Origin of the sequence: Nocardioides sp. NPDC127514, from assembly GCF_040302125.1 — a bacterium.
Lineage (GTDB): Bacteria > Actinomycetota > Actinomycetes > Propionibacteriales > Nocardioidaceae > Nocardioides.
The window spans coordinates 32614-50384 of record NZ_JBEORF010000029.1 but is presented as its reverse complement, the minus strand read 5'-3'; the positions used below and the strand labels follow the sequence as shown (position 1 = coordinate 50384).

Annotated in this window: 16 protein-coding genes; all 16 read right to left on the bottom strand. The window is 68.7% G+C overall.

All coding sequences use genetic code 11. From position 1 onward, the window contains the following. Nucleotides 1-516, bottom strand: a complete 516-nt coding sequence (locus ABTX24_RS22005) for a shikimate kinase (RefSeq protein WP_160022928.1) — start codon at nt 514-516, stop codon at nt 1-3. Continuing rightward, nucleotides 516-1694, bottom strand: coding sequence for a chorismate synthase (gene aroC, locus ABTX24_RS22000; protein ID WP_350715021.1), 1179 nt, complete (start codon nt 1692-1694; stop codon nt 516-518). The genes ABTX24_RS22005 and aroC overlap by 1 nt, the downstream gene beginning before the upstream one ends. A gap of 45 nt (nt 1695-1739) precedes the next feature. Then, nucleotides 1740-2417 carry a prepilin peptidase gene (locus tag ABTX24_RS21995; protein ID WP_350842581.1) on the bottom strand — a complete coding sequence of 226 codons (678 nt, stop codon included), beginning with the start codon at nt 2415-2417 and terminating at the stop codon, nt 1740-1742. Next, a complete protein-coding gene (locus tag ABTX24_RS21990; RefSeq protein ID WP_350715017.1) occupies nt 2414-3250 on the bottom strand; it encodes a shikimate dehydrogenase in 837 nt (278 codons plus the stop codon). The genes ABTX24_RS21995 and ABTX24_RS21990 overlap by 4 nt, the downstream gene beginning before the upstream one ends. Nucleotides 3251-3263: 13 nt before the next feature. Beyond that, the gene (gene mltG, locus ABTX24_RS21985; RefSeq protein WP_350842580.1) at nt 3264-4568 is read right to left on the bottom strand and encodes an endolytic transglycosylase MltG; all 1305 of its coding nucleotides are present in this window, start codon (nt 4566-4568) and stop codon (nt 3264-3266) included. A 152-nt stretch (nt 4569-4720) separates the two neighbouring features. After that, nucleotides 4721-5191 (bottom strand): Holliday junction resolvase RuvX, encoded by a 471-nt coding sequence (gene ruvX, locus ABTX24_RS21980; protein ID WP_160022920.1) that lies wholly within the window; start codon nt 5189-5191, stop codon nt 4721-4723. Beyond that, entirely contained in the window at nt 5191-7866 is a 2676-nt protein-coding gene (gene alaS / locus ABTX24_RS21975) for an alanine--tRNA ligase (RefSeq protein WP_350842653.1), read from the bottom strand. Before alaS ends, ruvX begins: the two co-directional genes overlap by 1 nt. An 8-nt stretch (nt 7867-7874) precedes the next feature. Then, nucleotides 7875-8267: a DUF6167 family protein gene (locus tag ABTX24_RS21970; RefSeq protein ID WP_350842578.1), complete on the bottom strand. Its 393-nt coding sequence runs from the start codon at nt 8265-8267 to the stop codon at nt 7875-7877. Further along, on the bottom strand, nt 8264-8821 hold the full coding sequence (locus tag ABTX24_RS21965) for a hypothetical protein (RefSeq protein WP_350842576.1): 558 nt from the start codon (nt 8819-8821) through the stop codon (nt 8264-8266). The genes ABTX24_RS21970 and ABTX24_RS21965 overlap by 4 nt, the downstream gene beginning before the upstream one ends. 12 nt (nt 8822-8833) lie before the next feature. Beyond that, nucleotides 8834-10165, bottom strand: a complete 1332-nt coding sequence (locus ABTX24_RS21960; RefSeq protein WP_160028814.1) for a replication-associated recombination protein A — start codon at nt 10163-10165, stop codon at nt 8834-8836. A gap of 69 nt (nt 10166-10234) precedes the next feature. Further along, complete coding sequence (locus tag ABTX24_RS21955; RefSeq protein WP_160022912.1) at nt 10235-11227, bottom strand: ABC transporter permease; 993 nt, start codon at nt 11225-11227, stop codon at nt 10235-10237. A gap of 127 nt (nt 11228-11354) precedes the next feature. Further along, a complete protein-coding gene (locus ABTX24_RS21950; protein WP_160022910.1) occupies nt 11355-13166 on the bottom strand; it encodes an ABC transporter substrate-binding protein in 1812 nt (603 codons plus the stop codon). A 47-nt stretch (nt 13167-13213) separates the two neighbouring features. Further along, nucleotides 13214-14212 carry an ABC transporter permease gene (locus ABTX24_RS21945; RefSeq protein WP_350842574.1) on the bottom strand — a complete coding sequence of 333 codons (999 nt, stop codon included), beginning with the start codon at nt 14210-14212 and terminating at the stop codon, nt 13214-13216. Nucleotides 14213-14443: 231 nt separating this feature from the next. Beyond that, nucleotides 14444-15631 (bottom strand): ABC transporter ATP-binding protein, encoded by a 1188-nt coding sequence (locus ABTX24_RS21940; RefSeq protein WP_350842572.1) that lies wholly within the window; start codon nt 15629-15631, stop codon nt 14444-14446. After that, nucleotides 15631-16716, bottom strand: a complete 1086-nt coding sequence (locus ABTX24_RS21935) for an ABC transporter ATP-binding protein (RefSeq protein WP_350842570.1) — start codon at nt 16714-16716, stop codon at nt 15631-15633. Before ABTX24_RS21935 ends, ABTX24_RS21940 begins: the two co-directional genes overlap by 1 nt. A gap of 14 nt (nt 16717-16730) precedes the next feature. Continuing rightward, the gene (locus ABTX24_RS21930; protein ID WP_350842568.1) at nt 16731-17747 is read right to left on the bottom strand and encodes an ABC transporter permease; all 1017 of its coding nucleotides are present in this window, start codon (nt 17745-17747) and stop codon (nt 16731-16733) included. Between the last annotated feature and the right edge of the window lie 24 nt (nt 17748-17771).

Below are 17771 nucleotides of genomic sequence, written 5' to 3'. Positions count from 1 at the left end.
CTACTCCGTGGTGTTCAGCGCGGTGAGGGCGGTGGCGAGCTCGGCGGCGACGTCGTCAGCCGAGCGGCCGTCGGTGTCGACGACGAGCGTCGCGACCGACTCATAGATGGGTGCGCGCTCCTCCAGGAGCGTCTTGATGCGGCCGCGTACGTTGCCGAGCAGCATCGGACGGCCCGAGCCGAGGCCGACCCGCTTGACCGCGTCGGCGACCCCGACCCGCAGGTAGACGACGGTGTGCTCCTTGAGCAGGATCTGGGTCTGCTCGGCCAGCACGGCACCGCCGCCGAGGGAGACCACTCCGTCGTGCTCGGCCAGGGCAGCCGCGACGGCGGAGGCCTCGACCGAGCGGAAGTGGGCCTCGCCCTCATCGACGAAGATGTCCTGAACGCTCTTGCCTGCGGCCGCCGCGATGTCCTCGTCGGTGTCACGCAGGGTCACCCCGAGACGGGAGGCCAACAGCGCCCCGACCGTGGACTTCCCGGCGCCCATCGGGCCGACCAGCACGATGGCGGGCATCACGAGTACCTCAGGTTCTCGAGGTAGGCCTTGGCGTTGCGCGCGGTCTCGGCGACCGAGTCGCCACCGAACTTCTCCAGCGCCGCCTCGGCCAGCACGAGCGCGACCATCGCCTCGGCGACGACGCCGGCGGCGGGCACCGCGCAGACGTCGGAGCGCTGGTGGTGCGCGACGGCCTCCTCGCCGGTGGCCACGTCGACGGTGCGCAGTGCCCGCGGCACGGTCGCGATCGGCTTCATCGCGGCGCGCACGCGCAGGATCTCGCCGGTCGACATGCCGCCCTCGGTGCCGCCGGAGCGCCCGGAGGCACGGCGGATGCCGTCGGCGGAGGGAACGATCTCGTCGTGGGCCTTGGAGCCCGGGGTCGCGGCGAGCTCGAAGCCGTCGCCGACCTCGACACCCTTGATCGCCTGGATGCCCATCAGCGCACCGGCGAGCCGGGCGTCGAGGCGCCGGTCCCAGTGCACGTGGGAGCCGAGGCCCGGCGGCAGCCCGTGGACGACGACCTCGACGACGCCGCCAAGGGTGTCACCGTCCTTGTGGGCCTCGTCGATCCGGGCGACCATCTGCTTGGAGCCGTCGGGGTCGAGCACCCGCACCGGGTCCTCGTCCAGGCGCGCCACGTCCTCGGGAGCGGGGACCTCGCGGCCGGGCGTACGGACCCCGCCGATCTCCAGGACGTGGGAGACCAGGCGGACGCCGAGCGCCTGCTCGAGGAAGGCCGAGGCGACCGCGCCGAGCGCGACGCGGGCCGCGGTCTCACGGGCCGAGGCACGCTCCAGGATCGGGCGGGCGTCGTCGAAGTCGTACTTCTGCATCCCGACCAGGTCGGCGTGGCCGGGCCGCGGACGGGTCAGCGGCGCATTGCGCGCCTGGCCGGCCAGCACGTCGGGGTCGACCGGGTCGGAGGCCATCACGGTCTCCCACTTGGGCCACTCGGTGTTGCCGACCTCGATCGCGACCGGACCGCCCTGGCTCTCCCCGTGGCGCACGCCGCCGGTGATCCGCACCTGGTCCTTCTCGAACTTCATCCGGGCACCGCGGCCATAGCCCAGCCGCCGCCGGGCCAGGGCATCAGAGATGTCGTCAGAGGTGATCCGGACGTGGGCGGGCAGACCCTCCATCACGGCCGTCAAGGACGGACCATGGGACTCGCCCGCAGTGAGCCAACGCAACATGGCGCCAGTCTTTCATCCCGGCCACGCAACCCCGTGCACCCGGCCTCAAAGCGAGACGGCGAGCACACCGACGAGCATGCCCAGAATCATGAACGGCCCGTACGCCAGGGACTCGCGCATCGCCGTACGCGAGCGCTGCGCGACGGCGCGCCCGATGCCCCAGACGCCGAAGAGCGCCAGCCCGGCCCACAGCCCGACCGCCAGCTGCTCCCAGCCGAGCCGACCGAGGACCAGGCCGACGAGCGCCGCCAGCCGTACGTCGCCGAAGCCCATCGCGTGCGGCAGCACCCGCCACAACAGCCAGAACGCCGAGCGCGCGATCACCAGCCCGGCCAGGGCGCCGAGTGCCGCCGCGGTGTCACGCGTCCAGAGCCACTCGGCACAGAGCAGGCCGAGCGCGACCGCAGTCGCCACCAGGATCGGCACCTTCGGCAGCCGCTGGACGCGCCAGTCGACATAGGCGAGCAGCACCCAGACAGGGGTGAGGGGCACCAGGGCCACCATCAGTCTCGACGGCTCCACCTGCCAGGCGAGCAGCCCGGCGAGCGCCGCGGAGACGCCCACCGCGAGAGGCAGCAGCGGGGGCCATCCGGCCACGGTGGCATAGGAGACCGCTGGCGGGTCGTCGACCGGCTCGGGGAGCCGGCGGAGCAGCGTCGGCACCCCGAGAGCGAGCAGACCGGCGACGGCCGCACTCACCAGCACGACCGCCCCGGGACTCATGCCGGTGTCGGCTCCATGATGCCGAGCGCCTTCTCCCCCGCCGCCCGCATCGCAGCGAGCGGCGCGGTCCGGCCGGTGAAGAGCTCGAACTGCAGCACCGCCTGGTGCACGAGCAGGTCCAGGCCGCTCACCGCCACCCCAGGGGTCACCGACAGCAGGGGCGAGGGCCACGGGTCGTAGACGACGTCGAAGACGACCGGTGTCGAGGCCCAGCGGTCGATCAGCTCCGGGGTCTGCGCCTTCGCCGGAACAGTGGAGACGACCACGTCGACACCGTCGGCCGCCGAGTCGAGCGGCAGCACCGAGACGACGGGCTTGCTCCGGTGACGCGAGATCATCTCGATCGTCTCCCCCGCCGCCCCTGGGTTGCGCGCCAGCAGCGTGATCCGGGAGGCACCCAGCTCGGCGAGCGCGAGACCCGTGGAGGCCGCGGTCGCGCCGGCGCCCAGGATCGCACCGGACGTGCAGGAGAATCCCTCGCCCGCGCGCTCCCGGATCGCCGCGACAGCGCCTGGCAGATCGGTGTTGTCCCCCACCCAGCCGTGCGAGGAGCGCACCAGCGTGTTGACCGCCCCCACGAGCCGCGCTCGCGGCGACATCGACCGCGCCAGCTCGTACGCCTCCCGTTTGAGCGGCATCGTCACCGACAGCCCACGCCACCGGCTCGGCGGCCAGTCGCCGCCGAGGTCCGCGACGTACTTCGCCAGGCCACCGGCCTGCACGCGCGTGGAGGTGTAGGACCAGTCGGACATCTCCAGCTCGGCGTACGCCGCCTGGTGAAGGACCGGGGAGAGCGAGTGATCGATCGGATCACCCAGGACAGCACACTTCACTCAGGTCTTCTCCTCAGCAGCTCTTGGACTCGGTTGCGCAGTAGTCCTTGTACTCGGCCTTGAACTTCAAGAATTGGTCATAGTTCTTGGCGAACTTCGTCTCGCCGGTCTTCAGGTTGACGGTCACGTAGTAGTACCAGTCACCTTCCGCCGGGTTGAGCGCGGCCTGGATCGCTTCATCACCCGGCGCACCGATCGGCCCCGGAGGCAGGCCCTTGTTGGTATAGGTGTTGTAGGGCGAGTCGACGGACTGCACATTGACGCCACCGAGCTCGGTGCTTCCAGACTTCCCGAGCGCGTAGTTGACCGTCGCGTCGATCTGCAGGAAGCCCGCCTGGCCGGCCGTGCCGGGATTCTCGACTCGGTTGTAGATGACCCGGGCGATCTTGGCCATGTCGTCGCCGCGACCCTCCGCCTCCACGAGCGAGGCCACGGTCATGATCTGCTCGGGTGTACACGCCTTGCCGCCACCGCACTTGAGCTGCTTGGCGCGCGCCTCGATGTCGTTGTCGCCGAGCGCCTGCTCCCACCGGTCGACCATCATCGCCAGCATCTCGGTCGGCGTCGCGTCCGGCGGGAAGGCGTACGTCGCCGGGAACAGGTAACCCTCGACGTTGCCCTCGGCGTAGTCGGGCAGACCGATCGCCTCGGTGTCCTGGGCGGCCTTCTTGAACTCGGCCGGCTTCTTCCCGGTCTTCTCGGCGAGCACCTTGTAGATCGCCTTGGCGCGCGACCCCTCGGTGATGGTCACGTTGACCGTGTCGATGTTCTCCGGGTTGGCGAGGATCTCGACGGCGTCGGCGGCCTTCATCTGCTTCTTCAGCGGGTAGAAACCGACTTGGACGGTCAGCCCCTCGGCGTTGGCCGCCTCGATGAAGGCGTCGACCGACTCCACCACGCCGACCTCCTTCAGGTTGCGGCCGACGGCTGAGACCGAGTCACCCTCGTGCACCTCGAACGAGACGGGGTCGGTGCCGGGTCCCGGGTAGTCGGCCGGCGGCGCGACCATGTCCTTGACGTAGTCGATGGCCCGGTCGCCCACGAAGTAGAACCCGCCGAGGACGACCGCCATCGCCACCAGCACGGCCAGACAGCCACCGAAGCGTCGTTTGCGCTTGGGCGGCTCCTCGTCGAAGTAGGGGTCGTGGTCGGCGGGGCCGCCCTCGAAGAAGGCAGGCTGCTGCTGGTAGGTCGGCCCGCCGTAGCCGCCCGGCCGCTGCGGCGGCTCTTGCCGGCCGTAGCCCGGCGGGGGCGTGCCGGCACCGGGCACCGGACGAGGCCCCGGGCGCCGGCCCGGCTGGCCCTGTTGCGGAGGCATCTGCCCCGGCATCTGCGGCGGCATCCGGCGTGGGTCGCGGGGATCCTGCGGAGGCTGCTGCCGTGGCGGATGGCCACCGCGCGGATCGCGACCATATGACCCCTGGCCAGGGCGACGCGGGTCGCGCGGGTCCGGGGGGTAGTAGCGCTCACTCAATGACCGACCTCAACGATCTCTCCAGGCGCGGTCCCCGAAGCGCGCTCACTGTCCAATGCGTGTTGCAGGATCACAACCGCCGCGGCCATGTCCACCACGGCTCGGCGGTCCTGACCCTTGCGCCCCCGGTCTCGGAGCATAGCCTCCGCGGAAACTGTGGTGAGTCGTTCGTCGACAAGGCGAACCGGGACCGGGGCCACTCGTCGCGCCAAGGACGCGGCGAAGTCCCGGACCTTAGCAGTCGCCGGGTTCTCCCCTCCCTTGAGGGACCGGGGCAGCCCGACGACCACCTCGAGCATCGTCGACTCCTCAGCGATCTCGGCGACGATCGCCTGCAGACGGGCGAGGTCTCCGCGGCCCTTCTTGACCGTCTCGAGCGGCGTCGCCAGGAACCCCGTGGGGTCACTCCTGGCGACGCCGATCCGGGCGTCGCCAGGATCGAGACCGAGGCGTACGCCGTGCCGCATCAGGCTTGCGCGACCAGCGTCGCGACCATTCCGAGCGCAGTGTCGATCTTGGAGACGTCGGTGCCGCCGCCCTGGGCGAAGTCCGGCTTGCCCCCGCCCCGACCACCCACGACCGGCGCGAGCTCCTTGATCAGGTCACCCGCCTTGACGCCCTTGGCGATGCCGGCCGGGTTGACCGCGGCCACGACGGCGACCTTGTCGTCAGCGTCCCCGATGAGGACCACAGCCGCCGGCGCGTCACCGAGCCGGGCGCGTACGTCCTGGGCGAGCGTGCGTGCGTCGCCGCCGCTGACTCCGGGGACCCGCTGGGCGACGAGCTGGACGCCGTTGACGTCGACCGCGGAGGCCGCGATCGAGCCACCGGAGGCGAGCAGCTGTGCCGTACGCGCCCGGGCGATCTCCTTCTCGGCGGCCTTGAGCCGCTCCATGAGGTCGGAGACCCGGCCGACGACGTCGTCGGACTTCGTCTTGAGCAGCAGGTTGAGCTCGGAGACCACGTCACGCTCACGGGCGAGGTAGTTGAAGCCCTCGACGCCCGTGTAGGCCTCGATGCGCCGGTTGCCGGAGCCGACCGAGGCCTCCGAGGTGACCACGATGGTGCCGATCTGGGCGGAGTGGTCCACGTGGGTGCCACCGCACAGCTCACGCGACCAGGGGCCGCCGATCTCGACGACGCGCACCTTGGAGTCGTCGTAGGTCTCGCCGAAGAGCGCGATCGCGCCCCACTCCTTGGCCTGCGGCAGCGTCATGTAGTCCCAGGAGACCGGCAGGTCCGCCCGGAGCGCGTTGTTGGAGACCTCCTCGATCTCGTGCATCTGCGCAGGCGTCAGGCCCTTGGTCCAGCCGTAGTCGAGACGCAGGTAGCCCGGGCGGTTGTAGGAACCCGACTGCAGCGCGGTCGGGCCGAGCACCTCGCGCAGCGCCGCGTGCACCACGTGGGTGCCGGAGTGGGCCTGGCGGGCGCCGAGACGCCACTCGGGGTCGACCTGCGCGTGCACGAGGGACTCGCCGCCGTGGAACTCGCCGTCGACGACCCGGACCTGGTGCACCACGAGGCCCTTGACCGGCCGCTGCACGTCGACGACCTCGAGTCGGCCGCCGTCGAACTCGATGATGCCGGCGTCGGCGGACTGGCCACCGGACTCGGCGTAGAACGGGGTGCGGTCCAGGACGATCTCGCCGATCTCCTCGGGACCGAGCACGTCGACCCGCTTGCCCTCCTTGAGAAGGGCGATCGGCTTCGACTCGGTGTCGAGGGTCGTGTAGGCCTGCCAGTCGGTTGGCCCGTTGCTGTCGAGGATGCCGCGGTAGACCGACACGTCGGCGTGCTGGCCCTTCTTGGCGCGCGCGTCGGCCTTGGCCCGCTCGCGCTGCTCGGTCATCAGGCCACGGAAGCCCGGCTCGTCGACCTCGAGGCCCGCCTCAGCGGCCATCTCAAGGGTCAGGTCGATCGGGAAGCCGTACGTGTCGTGGAGCTGGAACGCCTTGGCACCCGTGAACGTGGTGGATCCGCTCGACTTCACCTCGGTCGCGGCCAGGTCGAAGATCTGGGTGCCGGCCGCGAGGGTCTTGCGGAAGGCCTCCTCCTCGGCGTCGGCGACCCGCTTGATCCGGTCCCAACCGGTGTGCAGGTCGGTGTAGGTCTCCCCCATCTTGTCGCGGGAGATCGGCAACAGCTCCGGCATCGCCGGGTCCTCGTAGCCCAGCAGGCGCATGTTGCGGATCGCGCGACGCATCAGGCGGCGCAGGACGTAGCCGCGGCCCTCGTTGCCGGGGGTCACACCGTCGCCGATCAGCATCAGCGAGGAGCGCACGTGGTCGGCGACGACCCGGAAGCGGACGTCGTCCTCGTAGGAGGCGCCGTACTTCTTCCCGGTCAGCTCCATCGCCTTCTCGATGACCGGGAACACGACGTCGGTCTCATACATGTTGGACTTGCCCTGCATGAGGTAGGCGACGCGCTCGAGGCCGAGGCCGGTGTCGATGCCGGTCTGCGCGAGCGGGCCGTCGATGTCGACGTCGTACTTGGACCGCGCCGCGACGACGTTGTCCTGCATGAAGACGAGGTTCCAGAACTCCAGGTAGCGGTCGCCGGCGTCCCAGTCACGGTCGGCGCCGAACTCCGGGCCGCGGTCGATCAGGATCTCCGAGCACGGACCGCCCGGCCCGGGCACGCCCATGGACCAGTAGTTCTCGCTCGGGGGCAGCCGCACGATGCGGTCGTCGGGCAGCCCGGAGATCTTCTTCCAGAGCGCGACCGCCTCCTCGTCGCCGTTGAGCACCGAGGGGTAGAGGACCGACTCGTCGAAGCCGAAGCCACCGTCGGCGACCGACTTGGTGACCAGCTCCCAGGCGAGCGTGATCGCGCCCTCCTTGAAGTAGTCACCGAAGGAGAAGTTGCCGCACATCTCGAAGAAGGTGCCGTGGCGGGTGGTCTTGCCGACCTCCTCGATGTCGGGCGTACGGATGCACTTCTGCACCGAGGTCGCCCGGTCGTAGGGCGGGGTCGCCTGGCCCAGGAAGTAGGGCTTGAAGGGCACCATGCCTGCGTTGACGAAGAGCAGGTTGGGGTCGTCGAGCAGGAGCGATGCCGACGGCACCACCGTGTGCTCGCCGACACTCGTGTTCTCGGCGAAATGCGCCGTGAAACGGCGGCGGATCTCCGCCGTGCTCAACCACTCCATCAGGGGTTACTGCCTTCCGTGTTCTGCTGGGCCTCGTTCTCGGGCCCTGTCAATCCAAGTCTCTGCTGACCGACACCCGCGGCGCCAATCTGTTTCGGCCCCGCAGTGCGGGCCTCCGCGCTGCGCGCGGTCACTCCCTCGCTCGGCGCGGGCGGACGAGCAAGCTCGCCGCCCGACCTCGCTCCGGTCGTCTCGATCCACTCGCGAAGCTCGAGCTCCTTCTCGGCCTTGCCGGTGGCCAGCTCGTCGCGGAAGATCCGCGCGCCGACGCCGAGCGCCTGGGCCCGGTCGCGCAGGCCGTCGGCGGTGAACGCCTCCGCGGCCCGCCGCCCCTTGACCATCGCGTACACGCCCGCACCCGCACCGACCACGAACCAGATCGCGCCCCTCATCGGGAGTCCTCCATACGTATGTCCTCGTCAACTGCCGCGCGCTGGCGCGCACGGTATTCGCGCAGCGCCTCGCGCATCTCGCTCTTCCGGTCCTTGCGTGCCCGCTTGACCTCGCGGTGCATCTCGTAGCGGATCTTGAACCGCACCTCGGGCGAGAGCGCCCGGCGCACCCCGTGGACCAGCGCGGCACCGTGCACGACGGTCTCCCGGAACACTGCGTCCGCGAAGGCGGGTGCGGTCAACGTACGCTGCACCACCTGCTCCACCTCGGCAGGCTCGCCGTCCTCCCCGAGGGAGGTGATCACATACTCTCTCTCGGCGGCCTCCCGGCGCCGCCGCCGGCCGACCGGCTCGGCCGGAGCCAGCCGCTTCTCCAGCGCCTCGAGCCGCTCGCGCAGCTCGGCCTCGCTGGCCTCGGCCTCCTCGAGCCGGCGCCGTGCGGCGCGGCGCGCCCGGAGCGCGAGCAGCACGACCACCAGCGAGATGAGGACCAGGACCCCCACCGCGGTCAGCGTCGCCACCAGCGCCCACCCGGGCATGCTCGAGTTCGTCATCGTGCGCCTACCCTATCCATCCTGTCCGCGCACGATTTTCCGGACACGCTCCCAACGTTCCTTCACTCCGGCCTCGGCTCCGTGGGTGGTCGGCTGGTAGTACTCCGCGTCGGCCACGGCGTCGGGTGCGTACTGCTGCGTCGCGATGCCGAACGGCTCGTCGTGGGCGTACTTGTACGCCTCCCCGTGCCCGATCTTCTTCGCGCCCTCGTAGTGAGCATCGCGCAGATGTGGCGGGACGTTGCCGATCTTCCCGGCCGCGACGTCGGCGCGAGCGGCGAAGATGGCGTTGGTGACCGCGTTGGACTTCGGCGCGACGGCGAGCGCGATCGTCGCGTGCGCCAAGGTGAGCTGAGCCTCGGGCATCCCGATCAGCTGCACCGTCTGGGCCGCGGCCACTGCGGTCTGCAGCGCGGTCGAGTCGGCCAGGCCGATGTCCTCGGAGGCGAGGATCATCAGCCGGCGGGCGATGAACCGGGGGTCCTCCCCCGCCTCGATCATCCGCGCCAGGTAGTGCAGCGCAGCGTCGGCGTCCGAGCCGCGCACCGACTTGATGAAGGCACTGACCACGTCGTAGTGCTGGTCGCCCTGCCGGTCGTAGCGCACCGCCGCCTGGTCGACCGCCCGCTCGGCGGCCTCGAGGGTGATCTTCCCCCCGGACGCAGCTCCCGCCGCGGCCTCCAGGTACGTCAGCGACCGCCGTGCGTCGCCGCCCGCGAGGCGTACGAGATGGTCGAGCGCCTCGTCCGTCAGCGTCACCGAGCCGCCGAGGCCGCGTTCGTCCTCGACCGCCTTCAGCAGTACGCCACGGATGTCGTCGTCGGTGAGCGACTCGAGCCGCAGCAGCAGCGAGCGCGACAGCAGCGGCGAGATCACCGAGAAGAAAGGGTTCTCCGTGGTGGCGGCGACCAGCGTGACCCAGCGGTTCTCCACGCCCGGCAGCAGCGCGTCCTGCTGCGCTTTGCTGAACCGGTGGACCTCGTCTACGAAGAGCACCGTCTCCTTGCCGGTCGCGACCAGCTCGGCACGGGCCGCGTCGATCGCCGCGCGGACCTCCTTGACCCCGGCCGAGACCGCGGAGACCTCGACGAAGCGGCGGTCGGTGGAGCGACTCACGATCGAGGCGATGGTCGTCTTCCCGGTCCCCGGCGGCCCCCACAGCAGCAGCGAGAGCGACTGTCCGCCCTCGACCACCTGGTGCAGCGGTGACCCGGACGCCTTGAGCGAGCTCTGGCCCACGAGCTCCTCGAGCGTACGCGGCCGCATCCGCACCGCCAGCGGCGCGGCCGCATGGTCGCTGTGGCTCAGCGACCCGCCGCGCGAGGCGCCGGCACCAGCCCCCATCTCAAACAACCCGTCCACACGCCAACCCTAGTGGTCGGCACCGACAGACTCAGCCGACAGGGGCGGGGGTCAGCTGAGCCGTACGCGTGGGTCGAGCACGCTGTAGAAGAGGTCGACCAGGAGGTTGGTGACCACGATGATGAAGGCGGAGATCAGCGTGGTCGCCTCGATGACCGGCAGGTCGCTCTGGCTGACCGCGTTGAGCGCCCGCAGACCGAGGCCGGGGATGCCGAAGATGAGCTCGGTGAAGATGGTGCCCGTCAGCAGCGATCCGAAGTCGATGCCGAAGATCGTCACGATCGGAACGACGGCCGCACGCAGCGCGTGCTTGTTGACGATCCTGCGCTCTGGAAGCCCCTTGGCGCGCGCCGTCCGGACGTAGTCCTGGTTGAAGGCCTCGATCATCGAGCCACGGGTGAACCGGGCGTACTTGGAGGAGTTCACCAGGCCGAGCGCGAGCCAGGGCAGCATCAGGCCCCATGCCCACTTCAGCGGTGAGTCGGTCAGCGGGTGGTAGCCCTCCTGCGGGAAGATCCCGGCGCTGACCGCGAGATAGAGGAACGCGAGCAGGACGAACAGATAGTAGGGAATCGACTCGATCACCAGGGTCGCGCCGATCACGGCCTTGTCCGCCGAGGTCCCCCGACGCCCGGCCGCGAACATTCCGATGGGCACACCGATGAGCAGGATCGTGACGCCGGCGCCGACCGCCACCGAGACCGTCGGCCCGATCCGGTCCTTGATGTCGTCCCAGACATTGACCCGGTAGATGAAGCTGACCCCGAAGCACGGAGCCTCGCAGTCGTACGACTCGGAGCCGAACGCGATCTCGCGACCCTTGACGATGCCGGTCATGTATTCGGCGTACTGAACATGGAGCGGAGCGTCCAGGTTGAGCGCCTCCCGGATCGCGTCCTGACGCTCGGCGGTGCACTTGGGCTCGGGGCACATCGCGTCCGCCGGGTCACTCGGGCCATAGGTGAAGAGCGCGACGACCGCCACCGAGATCACGAACAGCACGAGCGCCGCTGAGATCAACCGGCGTACGACAAAACCGATCATGGGACGGAGGTCTCGCTTCCTAGAAAGATTTCCACCGGGAGCTGGCCCGGAGCTGCTGGGTCCGACTTGCAGTGTCCGACGTGCTGGGTCCGGCCGGCGTGGGAGAACCCGCGCCGGCCGGATCACCTCACTTCAGGTACATGATGGAGAAGCTCGGCATGCCCTTGACCGGGTCGTTGACGACCCCGCCGACCTGCGAGCCCTTGATGAAGGCGTTCGCGTCGTAGCCGGCGTTGATCTCGACCATGTAGGTCTCCTGCATCCACTTGTCGAACTCGCCCCAGGCCGCGGGAACCTCGTCGGCGTCCATCTTCAGGATCTCGGCCTGCTTCGCGTCAGCGTCGGCCTCCTTGAAGTTGGTCGGGTTCGGCATGCCCGGCTTGTTGGCGTTCGAGCCGATCCACTGCGCCGGGAACCACGAGCCGCCCGAGGGCCAGTCGGAGCACCAGCCGCCGTAGCGGAGGTTGACCGGAGCGTCCAGGTTGCTCTCGTCGTCGCGGTAGGTCTCGTCGGTCGAGGCCACCGGGGTCGCCTTGAAGCCGGCGGCCTCGAAGCCCTTGACCATCTGGTCCTTCTTGGCCACCGAGTTCTCGTCGTCACGCTGGTAGTGCCACTTCAGCTCGAAGCCCTCGGCCCCGGCCTCCTTCAGCAGCGCCTTGGCCTTCTCCGGGTCGGTGGTCTGGCCGTCCTGACCCTTCGGGTACTGGTACTCGACCCGGCCCGCGGTGCCCGGGGGCAGGAGCGAGGTGCCGGGCTGGATGGTGACGCCGACGATCTCGCCGGAAGCCTTCCAGGCAGCCTGGTAGGGGTAGGCCCAGCTGATCGCCTCGCGGATCTTCTTGTCCTTGATCTTGGTCTGGTCCGGACGGTACATGTAGGTGCACGGCGAGGTGCCCTCGATGAGGTTGTCCGGCGCGCTCTCCTTGATCGACTTGTAGGTCGGCGGCGTGACGTCGTCGTACGTCATCATCGTCTGCGCCGCGCCCTTGTCACCGAGGATCTGGTTCTCGAGCTTCGCGGTGTCCTGGGCGAACTTGAAGTCGAACGCGTCGGCGGCCTGGATACGGCCGGGGTCGGTGTCGGGGTCCCACTGGTCGTTCTTGACCAGCATCAGCGAGGTGCCGGGCTTGTAGGACTCGAACTTGTAGGGCCCGGTCGCCATCGGGTGGCTCTCGTAGGCCAGCGGGTCCTTGTCCTTGGCCTTGGGGATCGGCGAGAAGACCGGGAACGAGGCGTAGTAGTCGAGCTCGGGGAACGGCTGGGCCAGGTGGATGATCACCTTGTTGCCGTCGGCCTCGACGCCGTCGTAGTCCTCGCCGCCGTACCAGCCGGCGCTGGCGTCGTAGTCGGGGAGCTTCTTCAGCTCGGCGTCGGTGTCCGCGAACGGACCCTTGTACTTGTCGCCGTCCTTGAAGAACGTCGTCTGGTACGTCGGGCCGTCGGTCAGGGTGTCGAGGGCGAAGGAGCGCTTGATGCCGTAGACGACGTCCTCGGCGGTGACGTCGGTGCCGTCCTCGTACTTGATCCCGTCCTTCAGCGTGAAGGTCCAGGTCAGACCGTCCTCGGAGACCTGACCGAGGTCGGTGGCGAGGTCGGGGACGAGAACGGAGTCGCCGCTCTCCTCGTCGTAGACGTACTGCGTCAGCGAGCGGGTCACCAGGCCGGACATGATCGCACCGGAGTCGGTGTAGTACGTCCGGGTCGGGTCCAGGGTGTGGGGGGCGTTGTTGGACAGCACGGTGATCGTGCCGCCCTTCTTGGCGTCGGACGGGATCTCCAGCGGCCCCTCGGCCGTGGCGTCCTTGCCCGCGCCGGCGCCGCCGCCGGCCTTGAACTCGCCGGCCGGGTCCTCGCCGCCGCCGTCCCCGCCACCACACGCAGCGGTGAGCGTCAGCGCAGCGATCGCACTGGCGGCGATCACTGTTCTCTTCAATCGCATCGTAGGTCTCCACCTTCCATGGTTGATGCCTCTCTCCGACGACGTGCTCACCGGAAAGACTTGGGGTCGAAGGCGTCGCGAATGGCGTCTCCGAGCAGGTTGAGCGCGAAAACCAGGACCACGATCCCGACAATCGGCGCGTAGAGGTACAAGGGGTACTCGTCGAACCAGTTCTGCGCGCGCAGGATCGTCTGTCCCCAGGACGGGCGTCCTGTGACACCGACGCCGAGGTAGGCCAGCGTTGCCTCCGCGGCGATCGTGGCCGGCAGGCTCAGCGAGAACGAGACGACGATCGGAGCGATCAGGTTGGGGAGCAGCTCCTTGAACAGGATCCGATGGGTCGGCATCCCGAGGACGTGCGCGGCCTCGATGAACTCGCGCTCGCGCAGCGAGATCACCTCGCCGCGAATCAGCCGGGCCAGGCCCATCCACCCGAAGATCGAGAGGATCACGATGAGCGCGATCAGCGAGGCGTTGTCGAGCATCGTCGGGTTCTCCCGCCAACGCTCCACGAGCATCGGCGAGATCGCGATCGCGACCAGCAGGAACGGCAGCGTGAGGAAGAGGTCGATCAAGAACGTGATCACCCGGTCACCCCAGCCGCGGCTGTAGCCCGCGATCAGGCCGAGCACCACGCCGACGACGGTCGAGACGACCGTGGCGATCGTGGCGACCAGCAGGGACGTACGCGCGCCGTAGAACCACTCCGCGAGCAGGTCGTTGCCGGAGTTGGGCTCCAGGCCGAGCGGCGCCTCCCAGGTGAACCCGTAGTTGGGCGGGCCGATGACAGGGTAGTTGAACGAGTCGGTGTCGGTGACCGGGTCGCCGGCTCGCACCTCGACGCCGAACAGCTTGCACAGCAGCGGCGCGAAGATGGCGATCAGGACGAAGAGCAGCACGATTCCGGCGCAGATCATCGCGACCTTGTCCGAGAGGAGGCGGTCCATGGCGATCCGCATCGGCGAACGGCCGGCGACATCGCCCGACCTCGGTTCCGGATCGATCTCGGGATCAGGACCCTGGATCAACACTTCGGACACAGTCATACGCTCGGATCTCCGTTCGATGCCAAGGCTCGTCACGCCCAAGAACAGACCACTTCGCGCCGTCCCGAGCCGGTGCGCTGCATCAAGGTATGCCAAGTTCCAGCGGTTCGGGCGGGGCTACAGGTAACGGTTCGATACCGACAGTGACGTGTGACACATACGTAACAAAGACGGCCCGCAGCCAAAGGCTGCGGACCGTCTTTCGTAATCTCGGCGATACGCCGGAGATTCTCAGGAGCGACCCCGCGAGTTGTTCGCCAGGTCGTACCAGGTGTCGGCGTAGCCCGGACCGTCGCCCGGGACCTCCGCCGGGCTCGCACCCGGGTCCGGCGCACCGAACTCGTCGACGCCCAGGAGCGGCGCGGTGATCGGCTTCTCCGGGTGCTGGTGGATCTCACCCGGGAAGTGGCAGGCGACCTTGTGCTTCTTGCCGATCTGCAGCAGCGGCGGCTCGACCACGGAGCAGATGTCCTTGGCGATGGAGCAGCGGGTGCGGAAGTGGCAGCCCGAGGGCGGGTTGATCGGCGAAGGTACGTCGCCCTCCAGCCGGATCCGCTCACGGCGGCCGCCGATCGCGGCCTGCTTCACGTCGGGCACGGCGGAGAGCAGCGCCTGGGTGTAGGGGTGGTGAGCGTGCTCGTAGATCGACTCGCGGTCACCGATCTCCACGATCTTGCCGAGGTACATCACCGCGACCTCGGGGCAGAAGTGACGAACGATGGCGAGGTCGTGCGCGATGAACAGGTAGGAGATGTCGAACTCCTTCTGCAGGTCCTGCAGAAGGTTGATCACCTGGGCCTGGATCGACACGTCCAGCGCGGAGACCGGCTCGTCGGCGACGAGCAGCTTCGGCTGCAGGGTCATGGCCCGGGCGATGCCGATGCGCTGGCGCTGGCCGCCGGAGAACTCGTGCGGGTAGCGGTTGTAGTGCTCGGGGTTGAGGCCGACGAGCTCGAGCAGCTCCTGGACCCGGCTGAGCACCTTGTCCTTGGGCACCATGTTGTGGATCCGCAGCGGCGCGCCGATGATCGACCCGACCGTGTGACGCGGGTTCAGCGAGGTCGACGGGTCCTGGAAGATCATCTGGATCTCCCGACGCATCGGGTGCAGCTTCCTACCCGAGTAGTTGGCGATGTCGGTGCCCTCGAAGTTGATCTTCCCTTCGGTGGGCTGGTACAGCCGCGTCACCATCCGCCCGGTGGTGGACTTGCCACAGCCGGACTCGCCGACGAGGCCGAGGGCGCTGCCCTTGGCAACCTCGAAGGAGACCCCGTCGACGGCCTTGACGTGCCCGACCGTACGCCGGATCACGCCACTGCCCTTGACCGGGAAGTGCATCTTCAGGTTCTCGACGGAGAGCACCGCCTCGGTGCTCTCCGGTGCGACCGAGGCCGCAGGGGCGGTCGTGGTGTCGCTCATCAGTCCTCCACCAGGTCAGGGGCGATCTCGGGCAGGATCTCTGCCTCGTAGACCTCGTCGGCGTTCTTGATGTGGCAACGCTTGGTGTGGTTGCCACCACTGCTGGCCGGCGTGAGGTCGGGAAGGGTCGTCCGGCACAGGTCGCCGCCCACCTTCGCAACGTGGTCACAGCGCGGTTCGAAGGCGCATCCCGGCGGCGGGTTGAGCAGCGAGGGCGGGTTGCCCCGAATCGGGATCAGCTTGGCCTCGGTCGATGCGGTCAGATCCGGCACGCTGGAGAGCAGGCCCCAGGTGTAGGGCATCTGCGGGTGGGTGAGGATCTCCTTGCACGGGCCGTACTCGACCGCGCGGCCGGCGTACATCACGAGTACGTCATCGGCCATCTCAGCCACGACACCGAGGTCGTGGGTGATGATGATGACCGCGGCGTCGAAGTCGCGCTGCAGGTCCTGGAGCAGGTCGAGGATCTGCGCCTGGACCGTCACGTCGAGAGCCGTGGTCGGCTCGTCGGCGATGAGCAGGCTCGGGTTGTTGATCAGCCCCATCGCGATCATCGCGCGCTGGCGCATACCGCCGGAGAACTGGTGCGGGTAGTCGTCCACGCGACGGTCGGGCTGCGGGATGCCGACACGGTCGAGCATCTCGATGGCGCGCTTGCGCGCCTCCCTCTTGGACACGTTGTTGTGGACCAGGTAGGCCTCCATGATCTGGTTGCCCACCGAGTAGTAGGGGTGCATCGCGGAGAGCGGGTCCTGGAAGATCATCGCCACGTCGCGGCCGCGGCGCTTGCGCATGTCCTCGTTGCTCACCTTGAGCAGGTCGACGCCGTCGAGCATGATCTCGCCGCTCAGGATGGCGTTGGTGCCGCGGTGCAGCCCCATGATCGCCGAGCTGGAGACCGACTTGCCGGAGCCGGACTCGCCCACGATGCCGAGCGTCTTGCCGCGCTCGAGCTCGAAGGAGAGACCGTCGGTCGCCTTGACGATGCCGTCGGAGGTGGAGAAGTGAACCTTCAGGTCCCGCACCGAGAGGAACGCGCCATCGTTGGCCGGCCTCGTCTCGGGCGTCGTGGAAAGGTCAGTCATGGATCAGATCCTCCTCAGGCGACGCGCACGCGCGGGTCGATGAAGGCGTACAGGACGTCGACGATGATGTTGGCGATGATCACCAGAGCCCCGAGGAGCAGCACCAGGCCCACGATCGTGGGAAGGTCGTAGGTCTCGTTCGCGGTCACCGCGAGCTTTCCGAGACCGTAGTAGTTGAAGACGTCCTCGGTGATGATCGCGCCGCCGAGGACGGCAGCGAAGTCGAGACCGAACATGGTCACCAGCGGGGTCAGCGCCGCGCGCAGCGCGTGCTTGAACAGCACCTTGCCACTCTTGACGCCCTTGGACTTCGCGGTGCGGATGTAGTCCTCGCTCATCGACTCGAGAACGAACGCCCGGGTCATGCGTACGTAGCCCGCCATGTAGACCACCGCGAGCGTGAACCCGGGCAGGATGAGCTGGACCAGCCATTGCCCGACACCACCCTCGGCTATCGGCACGTATCCGGGGGCCGGGAAGATCCCCCACTTGATGGCTACGAAGTTGATCAGCAACGCCCCCACGAAGAACGTCGGGAACGCGTAGAGCGCCAGCGTTGCGCCGACGACGCCGCGGTCGAGGAGAGAGCCCTTGACGATCGCGGCCAGCACACCGAACAGAACACCGAAGATGACCCAGATGGTGACCGCGACCATGGCGATCGAGATCGAGATCGGTGCTGCTTCCGCGATCTCAGCGTTGACCGTCATCTGCAGCTGCTGGGAGTAGCCCAGGCAGGGAGCCGCGCACTCGGTGACCAGCTCGGGGTTCGCCTCGCGCATCGCCTCGTCGGCGGGGTACTCGCGGCCGACGACGACGCCCTTCGCGAAGTTGCCCCACTGGACCAGCAGGGGCTGGTCGTAGCCGAGGGCCTGACGGGTCTCCTCGATGCGCTCGGGGGGGCAGTTCTTGCCGCAGGAGAACTGTGCCGGGTCGACCGGGTTCTTCATGAACAGTGCGAAGACGATGAAGCTCATCGCCACCAGCATGAGCAAGCCGACGATCACGCGCCGGATGATGTAGGCGACCATCGGTGGGTCTCACCTTCGTTGGAT

What these genes read in the sequence shown, in the direction of transcription:
- ABTX24_RS22005 (WP_160022928.1), bottom strand. Translation starts at nt 516, where the DNA reads ATGCCCGCCATCGTGCTGGTCGGCCCGATGGGCGCCGGGAAGTCCACG.
- aroC (WP_350715021.1), bottom strand. Translation starts at nt 1,694, where the DNA reads ATGTTGCGTTGGCTCACTGCGGGCGAGTCCCATGGTCCGTCCTTGACG.
- ABTX24_RS21995 (WP_350842581.1), bottom strand. Translation starts at nt 2,417, where the DNA reads ATGAGTCCCGGGGCGGTCGTGCTGGTGAGTGCGGCCGTCGCCGGTCTG.
- mltG (WP_350842580.1), bottom strand. Translation starts at nt 4,568, where the DNA reads ATGCCTCCGCAACAGGGCCAGCCGGGCCGGCGCCCGGGGCCTCGTCCG.
- ruvX (WP_160022920.1), bottom strand. Translation starts at nt 5,191, where the DNA reads ATGCGGCACGGCGTACGCCTCGGTCTCGATCCTGGCGACGCCCGGATC.
- ABTX24_RS21970 (WP_350842578.1), bottom strand. Translation starts at nt 8,267, where the DNA reads ATGAGGGGCGCGATCTGGTTCGTGGTCGGTGCGGGTGCGGGCGTGTAC.
- ABTX24_RS21965 (WP_350842576.1), bottom strand. Translation starts at nt 8,821, where the DNA reads ATGACGAACTCGAGCATGCCCGGGTGGGCGCTGGTGGCGACGCTGACC.
- ABTX24_RS21960 (WP_160028814.1), bottom strand. Translation starts at nt 10,165, where the DNA reads ATGGGGGCTGGTGCCGGCGCCTCGCGCGGCGGGTCGCTGAGCCACAGC.
- ABTX24_RS21955 (WP_160022912.1), bottom strand. Translation starts at nt 11,227, where the DNA reads ATGATCGGTTTTGTCGTACGCCGGTTGATCTCAGCGGCGCTCGTGCTG.
- ABTX24_RS21950 (WP_160022910.1), bottom strand. Translation starts at nt 13,166, where the DNA reads ATGCGATTGAAGAGAACAGTGATCGCCGCCAGTGCGATCGCTGCGCTG.
- ABTX24_RS21945 (WP_350842574.1), bottom strand. Translation starts at nt 14,212, where the DNA reads ATGACTGTGTCCGAAGTGTTGATCCAGGGTCCTGATCCCGAGATCGAT.
- ABTX24_RS21940 (WP_350842572.1), bottom strand. Translation starts at nt 15,631, where the DNA reads ATGAGCGACACCACGACCGCCCCTGCGGCCTCGGTCGCACCGGAGAGC.
- ABTX24_RS21935 (WP_350842570.1), bottom strand. Translation starts at nt 16,716, where the DNA reads ATGACTGACCTTTCCACGACGCCCGAGACGAGGCCGGCCAACGATGGC.
- ABTX24_RS21930 (WP_350842568.1), bottom strand. Translation starts at nt 17,747, where the DNA reads ATGGTCGCCTACATCATCCGGCGCGTGATCGTCGGCTTGCTCATGCTG.